At 65.7% G+C, this 14,977-nt stretch carries 10 protein-coding genes and 2 pseudogenes; 7 read left to right on the forward strand and 5 right to left on the reverse strand.

Annotation, left to right across the window (positions count from 1 at the left end):
- Positions 1 to 43: 43 nt before the first annotated feature.
- The 3 genes from OKQ63_RS10845 to OKQ63_RS10855 are packed head-to-tail and all read right to left on the reverse strand — an operon-like array spanning position 44 to position 2,951.
- Positions 44 to 1,255, reverse strand: a complete 1,212-nt coding sequence (locus tag OKQ63_RS10845; protein WP_264210092.1) for a phosphopentomutase — start codon at positions 1,253 to 1,255, stop codon at positions 44 to 46.
- Entirely contained in the window at positions 1,255 to 2,559 is a 1,305-nt protein-coding gene (locus OKQ63_RS10850) for a thymidine phosphorylase (RefSeq protein ID WP_264210093.1), read from the reverse strand. The genes OKQ63_RS10845 and OKQ63_RS10850 overlap by 1 nt, the downstream gene beginning before the upstream one ends.
- Positions 2,559 to 2,951 (reverse strand): cytidine deaminase, encoded by a 393-nt coding sequence (locus tag OKQ63_RS10855; protein ID WP_264210094.1) that lies wholly within the window; start codon positions 2,949 to 2,951, stop codon positions 2,559 to 2,561. Before OKQ63_RS10855 ends, OKQ63_RS10850 begins: the two co-directional genes overlap by 1 nt.
- Before the next feature lie 633 nt (positions 2,952 to 3,584).
- Here OKQ63_RS10855 and OKQ63_RS10860 point away from each other — a divergent pair.
- From OKQ63_RS10860 to prpE, 3 genes are all read left to right on the forward strand, one after another.
- A complete protein-coding gene (locus tag OKQ63_RS10860) occupies positions 3,585 to 5,858 on the forward strand; it encodes an NADP-dependent malic enzyme (RefSeq protein WP_264210095.1) in 2,274 nt (757 codons plus the stop codon).
- 58 nt (positions 5,859 to 5,916) lie between these two features.
- Entirely contained in the window at positions 5,917 to 6,309 is a 393-nt protein-coding gene (locus OKQ63_RS10865; protein ID WP_264210096.1) for a GFA family protein, read from the forward strand.
- A 261-nt stretch (positions 6,310 to 6,570) separates the two neighbouring features.
- A complete protein-coding gene (prpE, locus tag OKQ63_RS10870; protein ID WP_264210097.1) occupies positions 6,571 to 8,460 on the forward strand; it encodes a propionate-CoA ligase PrpE in 1,890 nt (629 codons plus the stop codon).
- 49 nt (positions 8,461 to 8,509) lie between these two features.
- Here prpE and OKQ63_RS10875 read toward each other — a convergent pair whose 3' ends face one another.
- Positions 8,510 to 9,319, reverse strand: a complete 810-nt coding sequence (locus OKQ63_RS10875) for a class I SAM-dependent methyltransferase (RefSeq protein ID WP_264210098.1) — start codon at positions 9,317 to 9,319, stop codon at positions 8,510 to 8,512.
- 139 nt (positions 9,320 to 9,458) lie between these two features.
- Between OKQ63_RS10875 and OKQ63_RS10880 the strand changes: the two genes are divergently transcribed.
- A complete protein-coding gene (locus tag OKQ63_RS10880; RefSeq protein ID WP_264210099.1) occupies positions 9,459 to 10,904 on the forward strand; it encodes an amidase family protein in 1,446 nt (481 codons plus the stop codon).
- A 447-nt stretch (positions 10,905 to 11,351) separates the two neighbouring features.
- Here OKQ63_RS10880 and OKQ63_RS10885 read toward each other — a convergent pair whose 3' ends face one another.
- Complete coding sequence (locus OKQ63_RS10885; protein WP_264210100.1) at positions 11,352 to 12,113, reverse strand: NAD kinase; 762 nt, start codon at positions 12,111 to 12,113, stop codon at positions 11,352 to 11,354.
- 168 nt (positions 12,114 to 12,281) lie between these two features.
- On the opposite strand from OKQ63_RS10885, the pseudogene glyA (OKQ63_RS10890) reads away from it, so the two are divergent.
- From glyA (OKQ63_RS10890) to OKQ63_RS10900, 3 genes and pseudogenes are all read left to right on the forward strand, one after another.
- Positions 12,282 to 13,001 (forward strand): annotated as a pseudogene (gene glyA / locus OKQ63_RS10890) (serine hydroxymethyltransferase); the annotation flags it as partial.
- Positions 13,002 to 13,058: 57 nt separating this feature from the next.
- Positions 13,059 to 14,156: pseudogene (gene glyA, locus OKQ63_RS10895) on the forward strand (serine hydroxymethyltransferase); the annotation flags it as partial.
- A 273-nt stretch (positions 14,157 to 14,429) separates the two neighbouring features.
- Positions 14,430 to 14,963, forward strand: a complete 534-nt coding sequence (locus OKQ63_RS10900; protein WP_264210101.1) for an RNA 2'-phosphotransferase — start codon at positions 14,430 to 14,432, stop codon at positions 14,961 to 14,963.
- Positions 14,964 to 14,977 lie beyond the last annotated feature (14 nt).

Here is a 14,977-nt window from a genome sequence, read left to right on the forward strand (position 1 = left end):
TACGGGCTTGGCCGGGACAGGCAAGCGGGTTTTGACCAACAGGTCAAAGAAAACTCTTGCCCGGACCTTCAGCCGGGACGTTCAAGTGGGCCGCAATGGAGGCGCCCACATCGGCGAATTTGACCTGCCCGATGGTGCCCGCGTCAAGCCCTGCGATCAGCACCGGCACCTGTTCGCGGGTATGGTCACTGCCGGGCCAGCTCGGGTCATTGCCGTGATCGGCGGTCAGCACCAGCATGTCGCCCTTGCGCAGCTTGGACAGCAGGCGGCCGGTTTCCCCGTCGAACCACTCCAGTGCGCGGGCATAGCCGGAAATGTCGCGGGTATGGCCGTACAGGCTGTCGAACTCGACGAAGTTGGCAAAGGTCAGGCTGCCCTCTTCAGCCGTGTCCACCGCATCAAACAGATGCTCCATCAGCTTGGCATCAGGACCTTTTTTCAGGGTGTCGATGCCGGACATTGAGAAGATGTCGCCGATCTTGCCGATGGCGTGAACCTTGCCGCCCGCCTCCCGCACCCAGTTGGTCAGCACCGGCGCGGGCGGGGCAATGGCATAGTCGCGGCGGTTGGCGGTGCGGGTGAAGCCCTGATCCGCCGAACCCAGGAAGGGGCGCGCAATGACCCGCCCCACCTTCATCGCGTGCAGGCGCGGGGCGATGGCCTCGCAGAGTTTCAGAAGACGGTCGAGGCCGAATGTCTCCTCATGCGCGGCGATCTGAAAAACGCTGTCGGCGGAGGTGTAGCAGATCGGCTGGCCGGTCCGGATGTGCTCGGCGCCCAGATCGTTGAGGATCACGGTGCCGGAGGCATGGCAATTACCCAGGATGCCGCCGGTGCCGGCCTGCTCCGCAACAAAAGCCGTCAACGCCTCCGGGAAGGAAGGCGCCTGATCGGGGAAGTAATGCCAGTCCCAGGGCACCGGCAGGCCCGCCAGCTCCCAATGGCCGGATGGCGTATCCTTGCCGCGGCTCAGTTCGCGGGCGCAGCCCCACAGGCCCTGCGGTTCGGTATCCAGCCCCGGGAACGGCACCGAGGACGCCAGCCGCATCACCGCGCCAAGGCCGAGGCGCTCCAGGCTGGGCACCTGCAGCGGACCGCTCCTGCCCGCTTCGGCCTCCCCCGCGGCGCAGGCCTGGGCAATATGGGCCAGTGTGTTGGCGCCAAGGTCGGGCAGGTCGCCGTTGAAGAATTTCCCGGCATCCGGCGCGCCGCCGATACCAGCGGAGTCCATCACCACAAGGAAGGCACGGGGCATCAGGAGATCCTTTCGTGAACCAGCGGCGGCAGGGTGTCCGGCGCCTTGCCGATGGAGACGGCCGCGAGGAAGGCCGCCTCCGCCATCTCTGCCGCATCATCGCTGGCCGCGTGGATGCGGGCAAGCGTTTCCCCTGCCCCGACCTGCCGGCCCAGGCGGACGATGTCCGAGATCCCGACTCCCGGGTGGATGCGGTCGCCTTCCACCATGCGGCCGCCGCCAAGGCTGACCACAGCCAGCCCGAGCGCTTCGCCGTTCATTGCGGAGACATGACCCGCTAACGGCGCCTTGATCTCGCGGATGACTTCGGCACCGGGCAGATGATCCTGCCATTTGGCGGCAAAATCCGCAGGCCCGCCCAAGGCTGTTATCATCCGGGCAAAACGCTCCGCCGCGCGGCCATCGGTGAGGGCGGCGGTGATCCTGAACGCGCCGTCGGAGGCATCCGCGGCCAATCCGGCGTGGGCCAGCAGCTCGCCGCCCAGCACCGCGCAGATCTCCGCCAGCGGGCCGGATGCGCTGCCGGTCAGCACCCGCATCACCTCTGCCACTTCCAGCGCGTTGCCCAGGGCGGGCGCCAGCGGCTGGTTCATGTCGGTGATCAGCGCCGAGGTCCGGCAGCCCGCCGCATTGGCGGTATCGCAGAGGGATTGCGCCAAAGCGCGCGCCTCATCCGCCGTTTTCATGAAAGCACCGGAGCCGATCTTGACGTCCAGCACCAGCGCATCCGGGCTGGCGGCCAGCTTCTTGGACAGGATCGAGGCGGTGATCAGGTCGAGGCTTTCGACCGTCGCGGTTACATCGCGGATGGCATAAAGCCGCTTGTCCGCAGGTGCGATCTGCGCCGTGGCGCCGACAATGGCGCAGCCCATGTCCTGCATCATCCGGCGCATATGGTCTTCGCTGACTTGGGTGGAAACGCCGGGGATCGCCTCCAGCTTGTCCAGGGTGCCGCCGGTATGGCCCAGGCCGCGGCCCGAGATCATCGGCACATAGGCACCGCAGGCGGCCAGCGCCGGGGCCAGCAGCAGCGAGACGCAATCCCCCACCCCGCCGGTCGAATGCTTGTCCAGCACCGGCCCGTCCAGATCCCATTTCAGCACATCGCCGGTGTCGCGCATCGCCAGCGTCAGCGCGCGGCGGCCCTCAACGCTGAGGCCCCGCAGGCAGACGGCCATGGCAAAGGCCCCGGCCTGTGCATCGGAAACCGCGCCGCTGGCGAGCCCTTCGGCAAACCAGCGCAGATCCGCCTCGCCGGGGGTTTCTCCGCGCCGGAGCTTGGCGATGATGGCGCGGGCGTCCATCAGCTGCGCTCCATATAGTCCGCGTCAAAGGCGCCCGGCAGCAGGTCGCCGATGGTTGTTTCCGTCTCTGCACCATCGGTTGTGGCCATGGTCACCTTGACCTCGCCGCCGCCAAACTCCTTGAGCTTCTGACGGCAGCCGCCGCAGGGCGGGACCGGCGAGGGGCAGTCGGCGATCACATAGACTTCCGCCAGTTCGGTCTCGCCCGCCGCCACCATCGCGGCAATGGCGCCGGCCTCGGCGCAGGTGCCCTCCGGGTAGGCGACGTTTTCGACATTGCAGCCCACGTAAATCTGGCCGGAGGCGGAGCGGACAGCGGCGCCGACCTTGAAGTTTGAGTAAGGCGCGTGGGCGTTTTCACGGACGGCAGCGGCGGCGGTTTTCAGGCTCATGTGCGTTTTTCCGGTTTTTGATCATCTGGTCAGAATGCTGCAGCCTAGCTGATATGCACGGGGCAGCGGAAGCCCCCGGGTGCAATTCCCTGGCGCTCTCCAGCCCCCCTGCCGCACACCTCCGGCAGTTCTCCACCGCGGCAGGCCACGGACGTTCAGTCCCGCACCGCCGGTGGCCAAGGGCAGCTGTTCTTTCAAGCGGCGGGCGGTGGTTTCCGCGCTGGCGGCACGACAAGCCGCCGCTGCCGTTCGGCAAATCCATCAGCACCTTCAGTCAGAATGCGGATTGTGCCGGAGTTTGTGCCATTGCCATGCGCAACCGCAGCAGCAGGATCCGGCCGAAAGCACAACAACACGCAGACCGCCTGCACGCGGCGTCCTTCCCTTTTTACCCCAAGCATTTGGGACAAAACGGAAAATCCCTTCGAAACTCTTTCGCAGGAATGTCCCGTTGAGCGTGCGGCGGCGATTTTTCACTCCCTTTTCATTTTGCGCGAACTCAAGCCGCAGTGCAGGATTCATGCAAGAAACCGCCGCCCGTCCGCCACTGCGCCCATTTACGTCAGTTTGAGCTATGTTTCCGGCGAAAAAAATGGTTTAACACTAAACAATATCGAATTTCAGGAGCGCCAGATGTCCGATTCACAGAACCTGCGCCAAGCCGCACTCAACTATCACGAGTTTCCCCGCCCCGGTAAGCTGGAGATCCGGGCGACCAAGCCGATGGCCAACGGGCGCGATCTGGCCCGCGCCTATTCGCCCGGCGTGGCGGAGGCCTGCATCGAGATCAAGGCGGATGAAGCCAATGCCGCCCGCTATACCTCGCGCGGGAATCTGGTTGCGGTTGTGACGAACGGCTCGGCGGTGCTGGGGCTGGGCAACATCGGCGCGCTGGCCTCCAAGCCGGTGATGGAGGGCAAGGCGGTCCTGTTCAAGAACTTCGCTGGCATCGACTGCTTTGACATCGAGGTCAATGAAAGCGACCCGGAGAAGCTGGCCGATATCGTCTGTTCGCTGGAGCCGACATTCGGCGCCATCAACCTCGAGGACATCAAGGCGCCGGATTGCTTTGTGGTGGAGAAGCTCTGCCGCGAGCGGATGAACATTCCGGTTTTCCACGACGACCAGCACGGCACCGCGATTGTGGTTGGTGCTGCCGCCAAGAACGCGCTGCATGTGGCCGGCAAGTCGTTTGAGGAGATCAAGATCGTCTCCACCGGCGGCGGCGCGGCGGGGATTGCCTGCCTCAACATGCTGCTGAAGCTGGGCGTGAAGCGCGAGAACATCTGGCTGTGCGACATTCACGGGCTGGTCTACGAGGGCCGCGAAGAAGACATGAACCCGCAAAAGGCCGCCTTTGCCCAGGCCTCGGACAAGCGCACGCTGGACGAGGTGATGGATGGCGCCGACCTGTTCCTGGGCCTGTCCGGCCCGAACGTGCTGAAGCCGGAGATGGTCAGCAAGATGGCCAAGCGGCCGATCATCTTTGCGCTCGCCAACCCGACGCCCGAAATCATGCCGGAGCAGGCCCGCAAGGTGGCGCCGGATGCGATCATCGCAACCGGGCGCAGCGATTTCCCCAATCAGGTCAACAACGTGCTGTGCTTCCCCTTCATCTTCCGCGGCGCGCTGGATGTGGGGGCGACCGAAATCAACGACCAGATGCAGATAGCCTGCGTCGACGGCATCGCCGAGCTGGCCCGCGCCACCACCAGTGCCGAGGCCGCCGCGGCCTACAAGGGCGAACAGCTGACCTTCGGGGCCGACTACCTGATCCCGAAGCCGTTCGACCCGCGGCTGGTGGCGGTGGTGTCCTCTGCGGTCGCCAAGGCAGCGATGGAAAGCGGGGTCGCCACCCGGCCGATCGAGGACATTGCCGCCTACAAACAAAAGCTGAACCAGACGGTGTTCAAGTCAGCATTGCTGATGCGGCCGGTGTTCGAGGCCGCCCGCGCCGCCGCCCGCCGCATCGTGTTTGCCGAGGGCGAGGACGAGCGGGTGCTGCGCGCCGCCCAGGCGATCCTGGAGGAAACCACCGAAACCCCGCTCCTGATCGGCCGCCCGGAAGTCATTGAACGGCGCTGCGAGAAGCTGGGGCTGGATGTGCGGCCGGGGCGGGACTTCCAGCTGGTGAACCCGGAAAACGACCCGCGCTATTACGATTACTGGAACAGCTACCACAAGGTGATGCAGCGCCGCGGGGTGACGCCGGATCTGGCCAAGGCGATCATGCGCACCAATACCACCGCCATCGGCGCCATCATGGTGCACCGCGGCGAGGCCGACAGCCTGATCTGCGGCACCTTCGGCGAGTACCGCTGGCATATGAACTATGTGCAGCAGGTGCTGGGCGGCAACAGCTATGCGCCGCACGGTGCCTTGTCGATGATGATCCTGGAGGACGGGCCGCTGTTCATCGCCGACACCCATGTGCGGATCGAGCCGACGCCCGCGCAGATCGCCGAAACGGTGATGGGCGCTGCCCGCCATGTGCGCCGCTTCGGGATCGAGCCGAAGATCGCGCTCTGCTCGCAGTCGCAGTTCGGCAATATCGCCTGCGACACCGGCAGCCGCCTGCGGGATGCGCTGGAGATCCTCGATGGCAAGCGCCGTGATTTTGCCTATGAGGGCGAGATGAACATCGACACCGCGCTGGATCCGGAGCTGCGCGAGCGGATCTTCCCCAACTCGCGGCTGGAAGGCCCGGCCAACGTGCTGATCTTTGCCCATGCCGATGCCGCTTCGGGGGTGCGCAACATCCTCAAGATGCGGGCCGGCGGGCTGGAGGTGGGGCCGATCCTGATGGGCATGGGCAACCGCGCCCATATCGTGTCGCCCTCGATCACCGCGCGGGGGCTTTTGAACATGGCCGCCATTGCCGGAACCCCGGTGGCACACTACGGTTAATCCCGGCGGCTTCCTTTGCTGGCCGCCCATCCAGGGAGGCCAGGAGAGGGAGGCCAGAATGAAAGGGCATTGCCATTGCGGCGCCGTGCATTGGGAGAGCCAGGCCGAGGCGGCCTGGAGCTGCTATTGCCATTGCGCCGACTGCCGCCGCATCTGCGCGGCACCTGTCACCGCGTTTTTCGCCTTGCCGCATGAGGCGGTGGACTGGTCCGGCGCCAGTCCGAAGGTCTACAACTCTTCCGAGGGGGTCGACCGGCTGTTCTGCGGCGCCTGCGGCAGCCAGATGGCCTATCGAACCTCCCGGGACCGGGTCAACATCCACCTCTACACGGCAACGCTGGAATGCCCGGGCGACATGCCGCCGAAGTTTCATGTCTTCCACTCCGACCACGTGACCTGGCTCGAGCTGAAAGACACCCTGCCCCGCTACGCCAAATACTCCGGCGGGTGATTCCCCGCGGGTCCCGGGCTTGAGGCATCATGGTTTGCAGTTTTGCAATTCCTGCAGGGATTTCCTGAACAATCTGCGGCAAAGGGCTGTTTGCAAAGCGGCTTGGCTGCAAATCGTGTGCGGCGTGTAAATTCTGTAAATTACCCCCGAATTCCTGCCTGAAACCTGTAAACTTCTTGACGAACCTTGGCTGCAGACGCCGGGAAACTTGCCCGTTTGCCAGTTTCTCGCCTACGCAGATGGCAGGAGGAGATAGACACCATGGGATATCAGGACATTTACGCCGGCTGGCAGCGTGACCCGGAAGGTTTCTGGATGGAGGCCGCCAAGGCGATCAGCTGGGACGACGCCCCGAGGCAGGCGCTGTTCGACAAGGGGGACGGCCTGTATGAATGGTTTGCCGATGCCAAGGTGAACACCTGCTACAATGCCCTGGACCGTCACGTCGAACAGGGCCGCGGCGAGCAGACCGCGATCATCTATGACAGCCCGGTCACCCAGACCAAGCGTGAAATCTCCTATGTCGAGCTGCGCAACCGTGTCGCCACCCTGGCCGGCGCCTTGCGCGCCAAGGGCGTGGAGAAAGGCGACCGCGTCATCATCTACATGCCGATGATCCCCGAGGCGCTGGAGGCAATGCTGGCCTGCGCCCGCATTGGGGCTGTGCATTCAGTGGTGTTCGGCGGCTTTGCCTCCAACGAGCTGGCTGTGCGCATCGACGATGCCAAGCCCAAGGCAATCATCGCCGCCTCCTGCGGCATCGAACCGGGCCGCACCGTGCATTACAAGCCGCTGCTGGACGGCGCCATCGACCTGGCCGAGCACAAGCCGGAGTTCTGCGTGATCTTCCAGCGCGAGCAGGAAGTGGCGGAGCTGATCCCGGGCCGCGACGTGAACTGGCACGGTTTTCAGTATGGTGTGGAACCGGCGGAATGCGTCGCCGTAGAGGGCAACCACCCCTCCTATATCCTTTATACCTCCGGCACCACGGGGCAGCCCAAGGGGGTGATCCGCCACACAGCGGGGCAGCTGGTGGCGCTGAACTGGACCATGAAGAACATCTACAATGTCGATCCCGGCGATGTGTTCTGGGCGGCTTCCGATGTGGGCTGGGTCGTGGGCCACAGCTATATCTGCTATGGCCCGCTGATCCACGGAAACACCACCATCGTGTTCGAGGGCAAGCCGGTGGGCACGCCCGATGCGGGCACCTTCTGGCGGGTGATTTCCGAGCACAAGGTCAAGAGCTTCTTCACCGCCCCGACCGCCTTCCGCGCGGTGAAGCGGGAGGATCCCAAGGGCGAATTCGTCAAGAAATACGACCTGAGCTGCCTCAAGCAGGTCTATCTGGCGGGCGAGCGCGCCGATCCCGACACCATCACCTGGGCGCAGGAACAGCTGAAGGTGCCGGTCATCGACCACTGGTGGCAGACCGAGACCGGCTGGTCGATTGCGGCCAATCCGCTGGGGGTCGAGGAACTGCCGGTCAAGCTTGGCTCGCCTGCGGTGCCGATGCCGGGATACGAAGTGGATATCCTGGATGAAAGCGGCAATCCGGTTCCAGCGGGAGAACTGGGCGCGATTGCAGTGAAGCTGCCGCTGCCGCCGGGCACCCTGCCGACGCTGTGGAATGCGCAAGAGCGGTTTAGGAAAAGCTATCTCACCACCTTCCCCGGCTATTACGAGACCGGCGATGCCGGCATGAAGGATAAGGACGGATACCTTTACATCATGGCGCGCACCGATGACGTGATCAACGTGGCGGGCCACCGGCTGTCGACCGGCGGCATGGAGGAAGTGCTGGCCGGCCACCCGGATGTCGCTGAATGCGCCGTTATCGGTGTCGCGGACAGCCTCAAGGGGCAGATGCCGGTGGGGTTCCTGTGCCTGAACGCGGGTACGGACCGCGATCATGGCGAGGTGGTATCGGAAGTGGTGAAACTGGTGCGCGAGAAGATCGGCCCGGTGGCCGCCTTCAAGCTGGCGGTGGTGGTCGACCGGCTGCCCAAGACCCGCTCCGGCAAGATCCTGCGCGGCACCATGGTGAACATCGCCGACGGCACGCCGTGGAAAATGCCCGCCACCATCGATGATCCGGCGGTCCTGGACGAGATCAGGGAAGCCCTGCAGAGCATCGGCTACGCGCGGTAACAGGCCGCAGCCGGGCGGGGTTCCGCCCGGTCGACCTTCCCCGCGGCGGTCAGCGGGCAGAGATCACATAGGCCTGGATCCTGCCGCTCACCTCGCCGGGCCCGAACCGTGCCCGTATTTCCTCCGCTGCGGCCTCAATCACCCGCTGCACGGTGTCTTCGCCGTGCGGCGCCAGCTCGCCATGCATCGGAGTGCCGCGCGCATAGGCAATCGCCGGATGCGACGGATCCGGCGCCGTGCTGGCAGCGGTCACCTTCTCAATCTCCACCGACCGGAAACCGGCCGCCTCCAGCTCGCTCCTGATCCTGCCGGGGTCGCCATGCCCATGCGGGGTGCGCTCCAGAAAACCGGGCGGGCTGTGCGGCAGCACTGTCCGTCCGGCACGGGTCACGATTTCGGCAAACTCGTTGTGGGCAAGGCTGTCCCAGACATTGAACAGAAACCGGCCGCCAGGACGCAGCACCCGCAGCGCCTCGGCATAGCCGCGCACCCGGTCGGGAAAGAACATGACGCCGAACTGGCAGCAGACTGCGTCAAAACTGCCATCCGGAAAGGGCAGCTGCAGCGCATCCGCGGGCTTCCATCTGATTTCCGGCCGCGCCGGCTGGCGGGCCCTGGCCCTGTCCAGCATCGGCGGGTTCAGGTCCGTCGCCCAGTAGCTGGCTCCGGCAGGCAGCCGCGGCGCCAGAGCGCGGGTCACGACACCGCTTCCAGCGGCGGTTTCCAGCACATCGGCCACCGGCTCCGCCACAACCCGCCGGGCCAGATCGTCTGCAAATCCTTCAAAGATCAAGGGCACCAGATAGGTGTCATAGTAGTCGGGAATTGCCCCCTGGAACACTTTGTCATTGCTGCTCATCGCGCGCTCCCCCGGGTTGCTGCCCGATACTGTAGCACATTTGCCTGCCCGCCGTGCCGTCGCGAAACCGCGGCATCCGCGACATCCCGCTTGCATCCCCCGGCATCCCGCCTAGGCTGCTGCACAGGAGGCAACCAGAATGACGCAGGATGAGATTTGGCGCCTCAGCGCCACCGGGCTGACCGCCCTGACCCGCACTGGGGAACTGAGCGCAGAGGAAGCGGTGAGTGCCTCCCTCGCCCGTATGAACACAGTGAATCCGGCGCTGAATGCCGTCGTCGAGGATCTGAGCGCCGAAGCGCTGGAACGCGCCCGCGCGCTGGACACGGCGCGCGCCGCCGGTGCCGCGCCCGGCCCGCTGCACGGCGTCCCGGTAACCATCAAGATCAACGTTGATCAGCAGGGGCATGCGACCTCCAACGGCGTCACGGCGCTGAAGGACCTGATTGCGCCGGGCGATGCGCCGGTGGTGGAGAACCTGCAAAAGGCGGGCGCAGTGGTGATCGGACGCACCAATACGCCTGAGTTCTCCTTCCGCGCCGACACCGACAACCCGCTGTTCGGGCGCACCCATAACCCCTGGGGACGCCATATTTCGCCCGGGGGATCTTCCGGCGGGGCCGGTGCCGCCGTGATGGTCGGGATCGGCGCGCTGGCGCATGGCAATGATATCGGCGGCTCGCTGCGGTTTCCGGCGGCGGCCAATGGGGCGGTAACGGTGAAGCCGGGGCTGGGGCGGGTTCCGGCCTGGAACCCCAGCCAAACGGCCGAACGCGGGCTGCTGGCGCAACTGATGTCGGTGCAGGGGCTGATAACGCGCTGCGCGGAGGATCTGCACCTGTCGATGCCCGCGCTGATTGCACCCGACCCGCGGGATCCCTTCCATGTGCCGATGCCCTGGTACGGCGAGGCCCTGGACGGCCCCATCAAGGTGGCCTTCACCAAAAACACCCACGGCTATGAGCTGCATCCGGAGGTCGAGGCAGCGCTGGACTTCGCCCGGGATGCGCTGTCGGATGCGGGCTACTCCGTCGAAGAGGTGGAGCCGCCGCATGTGTTCGAGGCCGGGCGCGCCGGCTACCGCGCCCTGATGGGCGAGATCTATGCGCTGATGAAGGCCGATGTGGATGCCGCTGGCTCGCAGACCGTGCGCGACATCTTTGCGGTCTATTTTCAGGAGTTCCCGCCGTTTGCCGGTGATGAGCTCCTGCAGGTGATGGCCGGGCGCACCCATTACGCGCGGCAGTGGTCGCTGTTCATGGAAGACTATCCGCTGGTTCTCAGCCCGTTCCTGCCGCAGCCCTTCTTCCGGCCGGACCGCGACACCGAAGGCGCGGCAGGCGTGCATGAGGTGCTGGGCTGCGCGGTCTATTCCTATGCGATGAATTTCCTCGGCCTGCCCGCGGCCTCGGTTCCGGCCCGGCTGGCGCAGCTGCCGGACGGGCCGCAGCCGATCAATGTGCAGATCGCTGCCCGCCGCTGGCGCGAGGATCTGGCTGTGGACGCCAGCGCTGCGATCGAAGCGCGTGCAGGCCGCATGTGCTTGCCGCTGTGGGAGAAGATGCAGGCGGGCGGCACGTCCTGACCGGTCCGCCCGCCGCACCGCTGTTCCGCGAACCGGACTGCGCGCAGCAGACAGGACTATGCTCGCAGGTTCCGAAGGGCAAGGATCACCGTGACAGGGTGTCCGGTCAATGTTTCCGGTCAATCGCCGCCGCCAGGCGCCGCCATCCGCCAGGTCGCACATAAGGTCCCGGGGAAGGGAACGACCCGCCCCCGGGGAACTTCCAAAACCAGGTCACTCACTACAAACCACGCGCGCCCCGCCGCAAACCGTGCACCTGCCTTGCTGGCGCAGGTTCCGCGGGCATGACCGGCAGAAAACAACTAACAGACCTTACAAAACACGCCGGTCCGGCGCTCTGGCACATCTGCCCCCGGGCAGATGCCATCCGCATCTGCTTGCCGGTAAAACATCGCACAGAATCGTTACCGGCAAGTTCACAAATACGTGACCCTTCCGTTAAAACGCTTACGTAAACTGCTCGGAAATAAGTCTTTCTTCCAGCCCGTGGCCGGGATCGAACAGGATCTTGTGGCGGATCTCCGGATTGGTGCGGATCTCCACCCAGTCGATATCAGCCACGGAAACCGAGTCCGCGTCCGCCATCACCGGGCGCTTGTCCGCCTCCAGCACGTCAAAGCGCACCATCGCGTTGCTGGGCAGCAGCGCGCCGCGCCAGCGCCGCGGCCGGAAGGCGGCAATCGCGGTCAGCGCCAGCACATCGGCGCCGATCGGCAGGATCGGGCCGTGGGCCGAATAGTTGTAGGCGGTGGACCCCGCCGGAGTGGAGACCAGCGCGCCGTCGCAGACCAGCTCCTCCATCCGCATCCGCCCGTCCACGGACACCCGCAGCCGCGCCGCCTGAGGCCCCGCCCTGAGCAGCGACACCTCGTTGATGGCCAGCGCCTTGTGGACTGCGCCGCGCCGGTCCATCGCGGTCATCGACAGCGGATTGATGATTTCCTGCACCGCTTCCTCGAGCCGCTCGATCAGCCCGTCCTCGCGGTATTCGTTCATCAGGAAGCCGACCGTGCCCCGGTTCATGCCATAGACCGGGGCCGGGTGATCGACCATGGTGTGCAGGGTGCGCAGCATGAACCCGTCACCGCCAAGCGCCACGACGATATCGGCGCTCTCAGGCGGCACATGGCCGTAGCGGCGGCTCAGTTCGGCCAAGGCCTCCTGGGCGACGTCAACCTCGCTGGCCAGAAAGGCGATTCTCAAACCCATCAAATCTGTTTCCGGTATTAGGCATGTGGTTCCGAAACAATCACAGCTTTCCGGCAAAGACCATAGTTGCCGTTCTGTCGCAGGGAAATGTCGCTTTACAGGCTTCCGGCGCAAGTAAGTTTCCGATAGGAAATCGCTCGAACCTGACCCCTGCTTTACGGAGCCACCATGACTGAAGCGACCCGTGACCCCGGCTTTTTCACCCAATCCCTCGCCGAGCGCGATCCCGAGCTTTATGCTTCGATCACCGCCGAGCTGGGCCGCCAGCGCGACGAGATCGAGCTGATCGCCTCCGAAAACATCGTCTCCGCCGCGGTGATGGAAGCCCAGGGCTCCGTGCTCACCAACAAATACGCCGAGGGCTACCCGGGACGCCGCTACTACGGCGGCTGCCAGTATGTCGACGTTGCCGAAAACCTCGCCATCGACCGCGCCAAGCAGCTGTTCGGCTGCGAATTCGCCAACGTGCAGCCGAACTCCGGATCGCAAGCCAACCAGGGCGTGTTCCAGGCGCTGCTGCAGCCCGGCGACACCATCCTCGGCATGGATCTCGCCTCCGGCGGCCACCTGACCCACGGCGCCGCGCCGAACCAGTCCGGCAAGTGGTTCAACGCGGTTGCCTACGGCGTGCGCCGCGACGACAACCTGATCGACTACGACCAGATCCAGGCACTGGCGGCCGAGCATCAGCCCAAGCTGATCATCGCCGGCGGCTCGGCCATCCCGCGCCAGATCGACTTTGCCAGGTTCCGGGAAATCGCGGACAGCGTTGGCGCCTATTTCATGGTCGACATGGCCCATATCGCGGGCCTGATCGCTGCGGGCGAGCACCCCTCGCCGTTCCCGCACGCCCATGTCGCCACCACCACCACCCACAAGACCCTGCGCGGGCCCCGCGGCGGCATGATCGTGACCAACGACGAGGCGATCGCCAAGAAGGTGAACTCGGGACGCCGCTACTACGGCGGCTGCCAGTATGTCGACGTTGCCGAAAACCTCGCCATCGACCGCGCCAAGCAGCTGTTCGGCTGCGAATTCGCCAACGTGCAGCCGAACTCCGGATCGCAAGCCAACCAGGGCGTGTTCCAGGCGCTGCTGCAGCCCGGCGACACCATCCTCGGCATGGATCTCGCCTCCGGCGGCCACCTGACCCACGGCGCCGCGCCGAACCAGTCCGGCAAGTGGTTCAACGCGGTTGCCTACGGCGTGCGCCGCGACGACAACCTGATCGACTACGACCAGATCCAGGCACTGGCGGCCGAGCATCAGCCCAAGCTGATCATCGCCGGCGGCTCGGCCATCCCGCGCCAGATCGACTTTGCCAGGTTCCGGGAAATCGCGGACAGCGTTGGCGCCTATTTCATGGTCGACATGGCCCATATCGCGGGCCTGATCGCTGCGGGCGAGCACCCCTCGCCGTTCCCGCACGCCCATGTCGCCACCACCACCACCCACAAGACCCTGCGCGGGCCCCGCGGCGGCATGATCGTGACCAACGACGAGGCGATCGCCAAGAAGGTGAACTCGGCGATCTTCCCGGGCATCCAGGGCGGCCCGCTGATGCATGTGATCGCCGGCAAGGCGGCGGCCTTCGGCGAGGCGCTGAAGCCGGAGTTCAAGGCCTACCAGCAGCAGGTCAGGGCGAACGCGGCGGCGCTGGCGGACCAGCTGATCCAGGGCGGCCTCGACATCGTCACCGGCGGCACCGACACCCACGTCATGCTGGTCGACCTGCGCCCCAAGGGCGTCACCGGCAACATCGCCGACAAGGCGCTGGGGCGTGCCCATATCACCACCAACAAGAACGGCATCCCGTTCGACCCGGAAAAGCCCACCGTGACCTCCGGCCTGCGCCTCGGCACGCCCGCAGGCACCACCCGCGGCTTCGGCGAGGCTGAGTTCCGCCAGATCGCGGACCTGATCATCGAGGTGATCGACGGGCTGGCCGCCAACGGCGAAGAGGGCAATGCGGACGTGGAAGCCGCGGTGCGCGCCAAGGTGGCGGACCTTTGCGCCCGCTTCCCGCTGTACCCGAACCTGTAAGCCGCTTCCGGCCTGCGCAAGAACCACCGCCGCGGCCCGCGAGGCTGCGGCGGTTTTCCTTTGCCGCACAGGCGGAGCTCCCGCGCCCCGCCTGTGCATCGAAGATGCCCCGGCACGGGCCTTGGACCCGGCAGCGCCCCTGCGGGGCGCTGCCCGCGCCGTGCCCCCGCACGGCGCCACGCCCAACGCTTTGGGGACTGCCAAGGCAGGCCCCAAAGGGGCGGGAGAACCCGGCTTCTGGACGGGTGGGTCTTAATTGCGGATATTGGCAGCATGCCAAAAGATGAATTGATACAGCTCAGCAAATTTCTCCGTTGCCTTCCGCGGCACACTCCTGATGCCCTCGGCCTTGAAATGGATCCGCAAGGCTGGGTGGCGGTTGAAAGCATTGCAGCCGGGGCGGCTTCCCCCATCACCCGCGACCTGATCGAAAAAGCCGTGCGGACAAGCAGTAAGCGGCGGTTCTCCATTCCCACCGGCGGTCCCCGCAGCCGCGCCGGCCAGGGCCATTCGTTCCCCGCCGGCCCGCCGCTGGCGCCCTGCCGGCCGCCTGAAATGCAGACTCATGGGTCAGCGGAACACAAGCAGGCAGCACTCCTTGCCCAAGGGCTGAAGCCAATGCAGCGTCAGCATGCCCGTCTATCGCCAGACGCCGGAACCGTCCGCAGGGCCGGTACGCGCCAAGGCAAACCTGTGGTTCTCAGCATCGACGCCGCGCGCAGGCAGGCGGACGGGCATGCGGGCCTCCTGCCAGAAAACCGTGTCCGGCCCGGCGGCGCCGCCTCCGCCGCGTATCTCCGCCAATGAGCGGCCCCTTGCCA

This window comes from Leisingera thetidis (assembly GCF_025857195.1).
GTDB lineage: Bacteria > Pseudomonadota > Alphaproteobacteria > Rhodobacterales > Rhodobacteraceae > Leisingera > Leisingera thetidis.

Excerpts from the sequence above, each read along its gene's own strand:
- OKQ63_RS10845 (WP_264210092.1), bottom strand. The coding sequence starts at position 1,255 with ATGCCCCGTGCCTTCCTTGTGGTGATGGACTCCGCTGGTATCGGCGGC.
- OKQ63_RS10850 (WP_264210093.1), bottom strand. The coding sequence starts at position 2,559 with ATGGACGCCCGCGCCATCATCGCCAAGCTCCGGCGCGGAGAAACCCCC.
- OKQ63_RS10855 (WP_264210094.1), bottom strand. The coding sequence starts at position 2,951 with ATGAGCCTGAAAACCGCCGCCGCTGCCGTCCGTGAAAACGCCCACGCG.
- OKQ63_RS10860 (WP_264210095.1), top strand. The coding sequence starts at position 3,585 with ATGTCCGATTCACAGAACCTGCGCCAAGCCGCACTCAACTATCACGAG.
- OKQ63_RS10865 (WP_264210096.1), top strand. The coding sequence starts at position 5,917 with ATGAAAGGGCATTGCCATTGCGGCGCCGTGCATTGGGAGAGCCAGGCC.
- prpE (WP_264210097.1), top strand. The coding sequence starts at position 6,571 with ATGGGATATCAGGACATTTACGCCGGCTGGCAGCGTGACCCGGAAGGT.
- OKQ63_RS10875 (WP_264210098.1), bottom strand. The coding sequence starts at position 9,319 with ATGAGCAGCAATGACAAAGTGTTCCAGGGGGCAATTCCCGACTACTAT.
- OKQ63_RS10880 (WP_264210099.1), top strand. The coding sequence starts at position 9,459 with ATGACGCAGGATGAGATTTGGCGCCTCAGCGCCACCGGGCTGACCGCC.
- OKQ63_RS10885 (WP_264210100.1), bottom strand. The coding sequence starts at position 12,113 with ATGGGTTTGAGAATCGCCTTTCTGGCCAGCGAGGTTGACGTCGCCCAG.
- OKQ63_RS10900 (WP_264210101.1), top strand. The coding sequence starts at position 14,430 with ATGCCAAAAGATGAATTGATACAGCTCAGCAAATTTCTCCGTTGCCTT.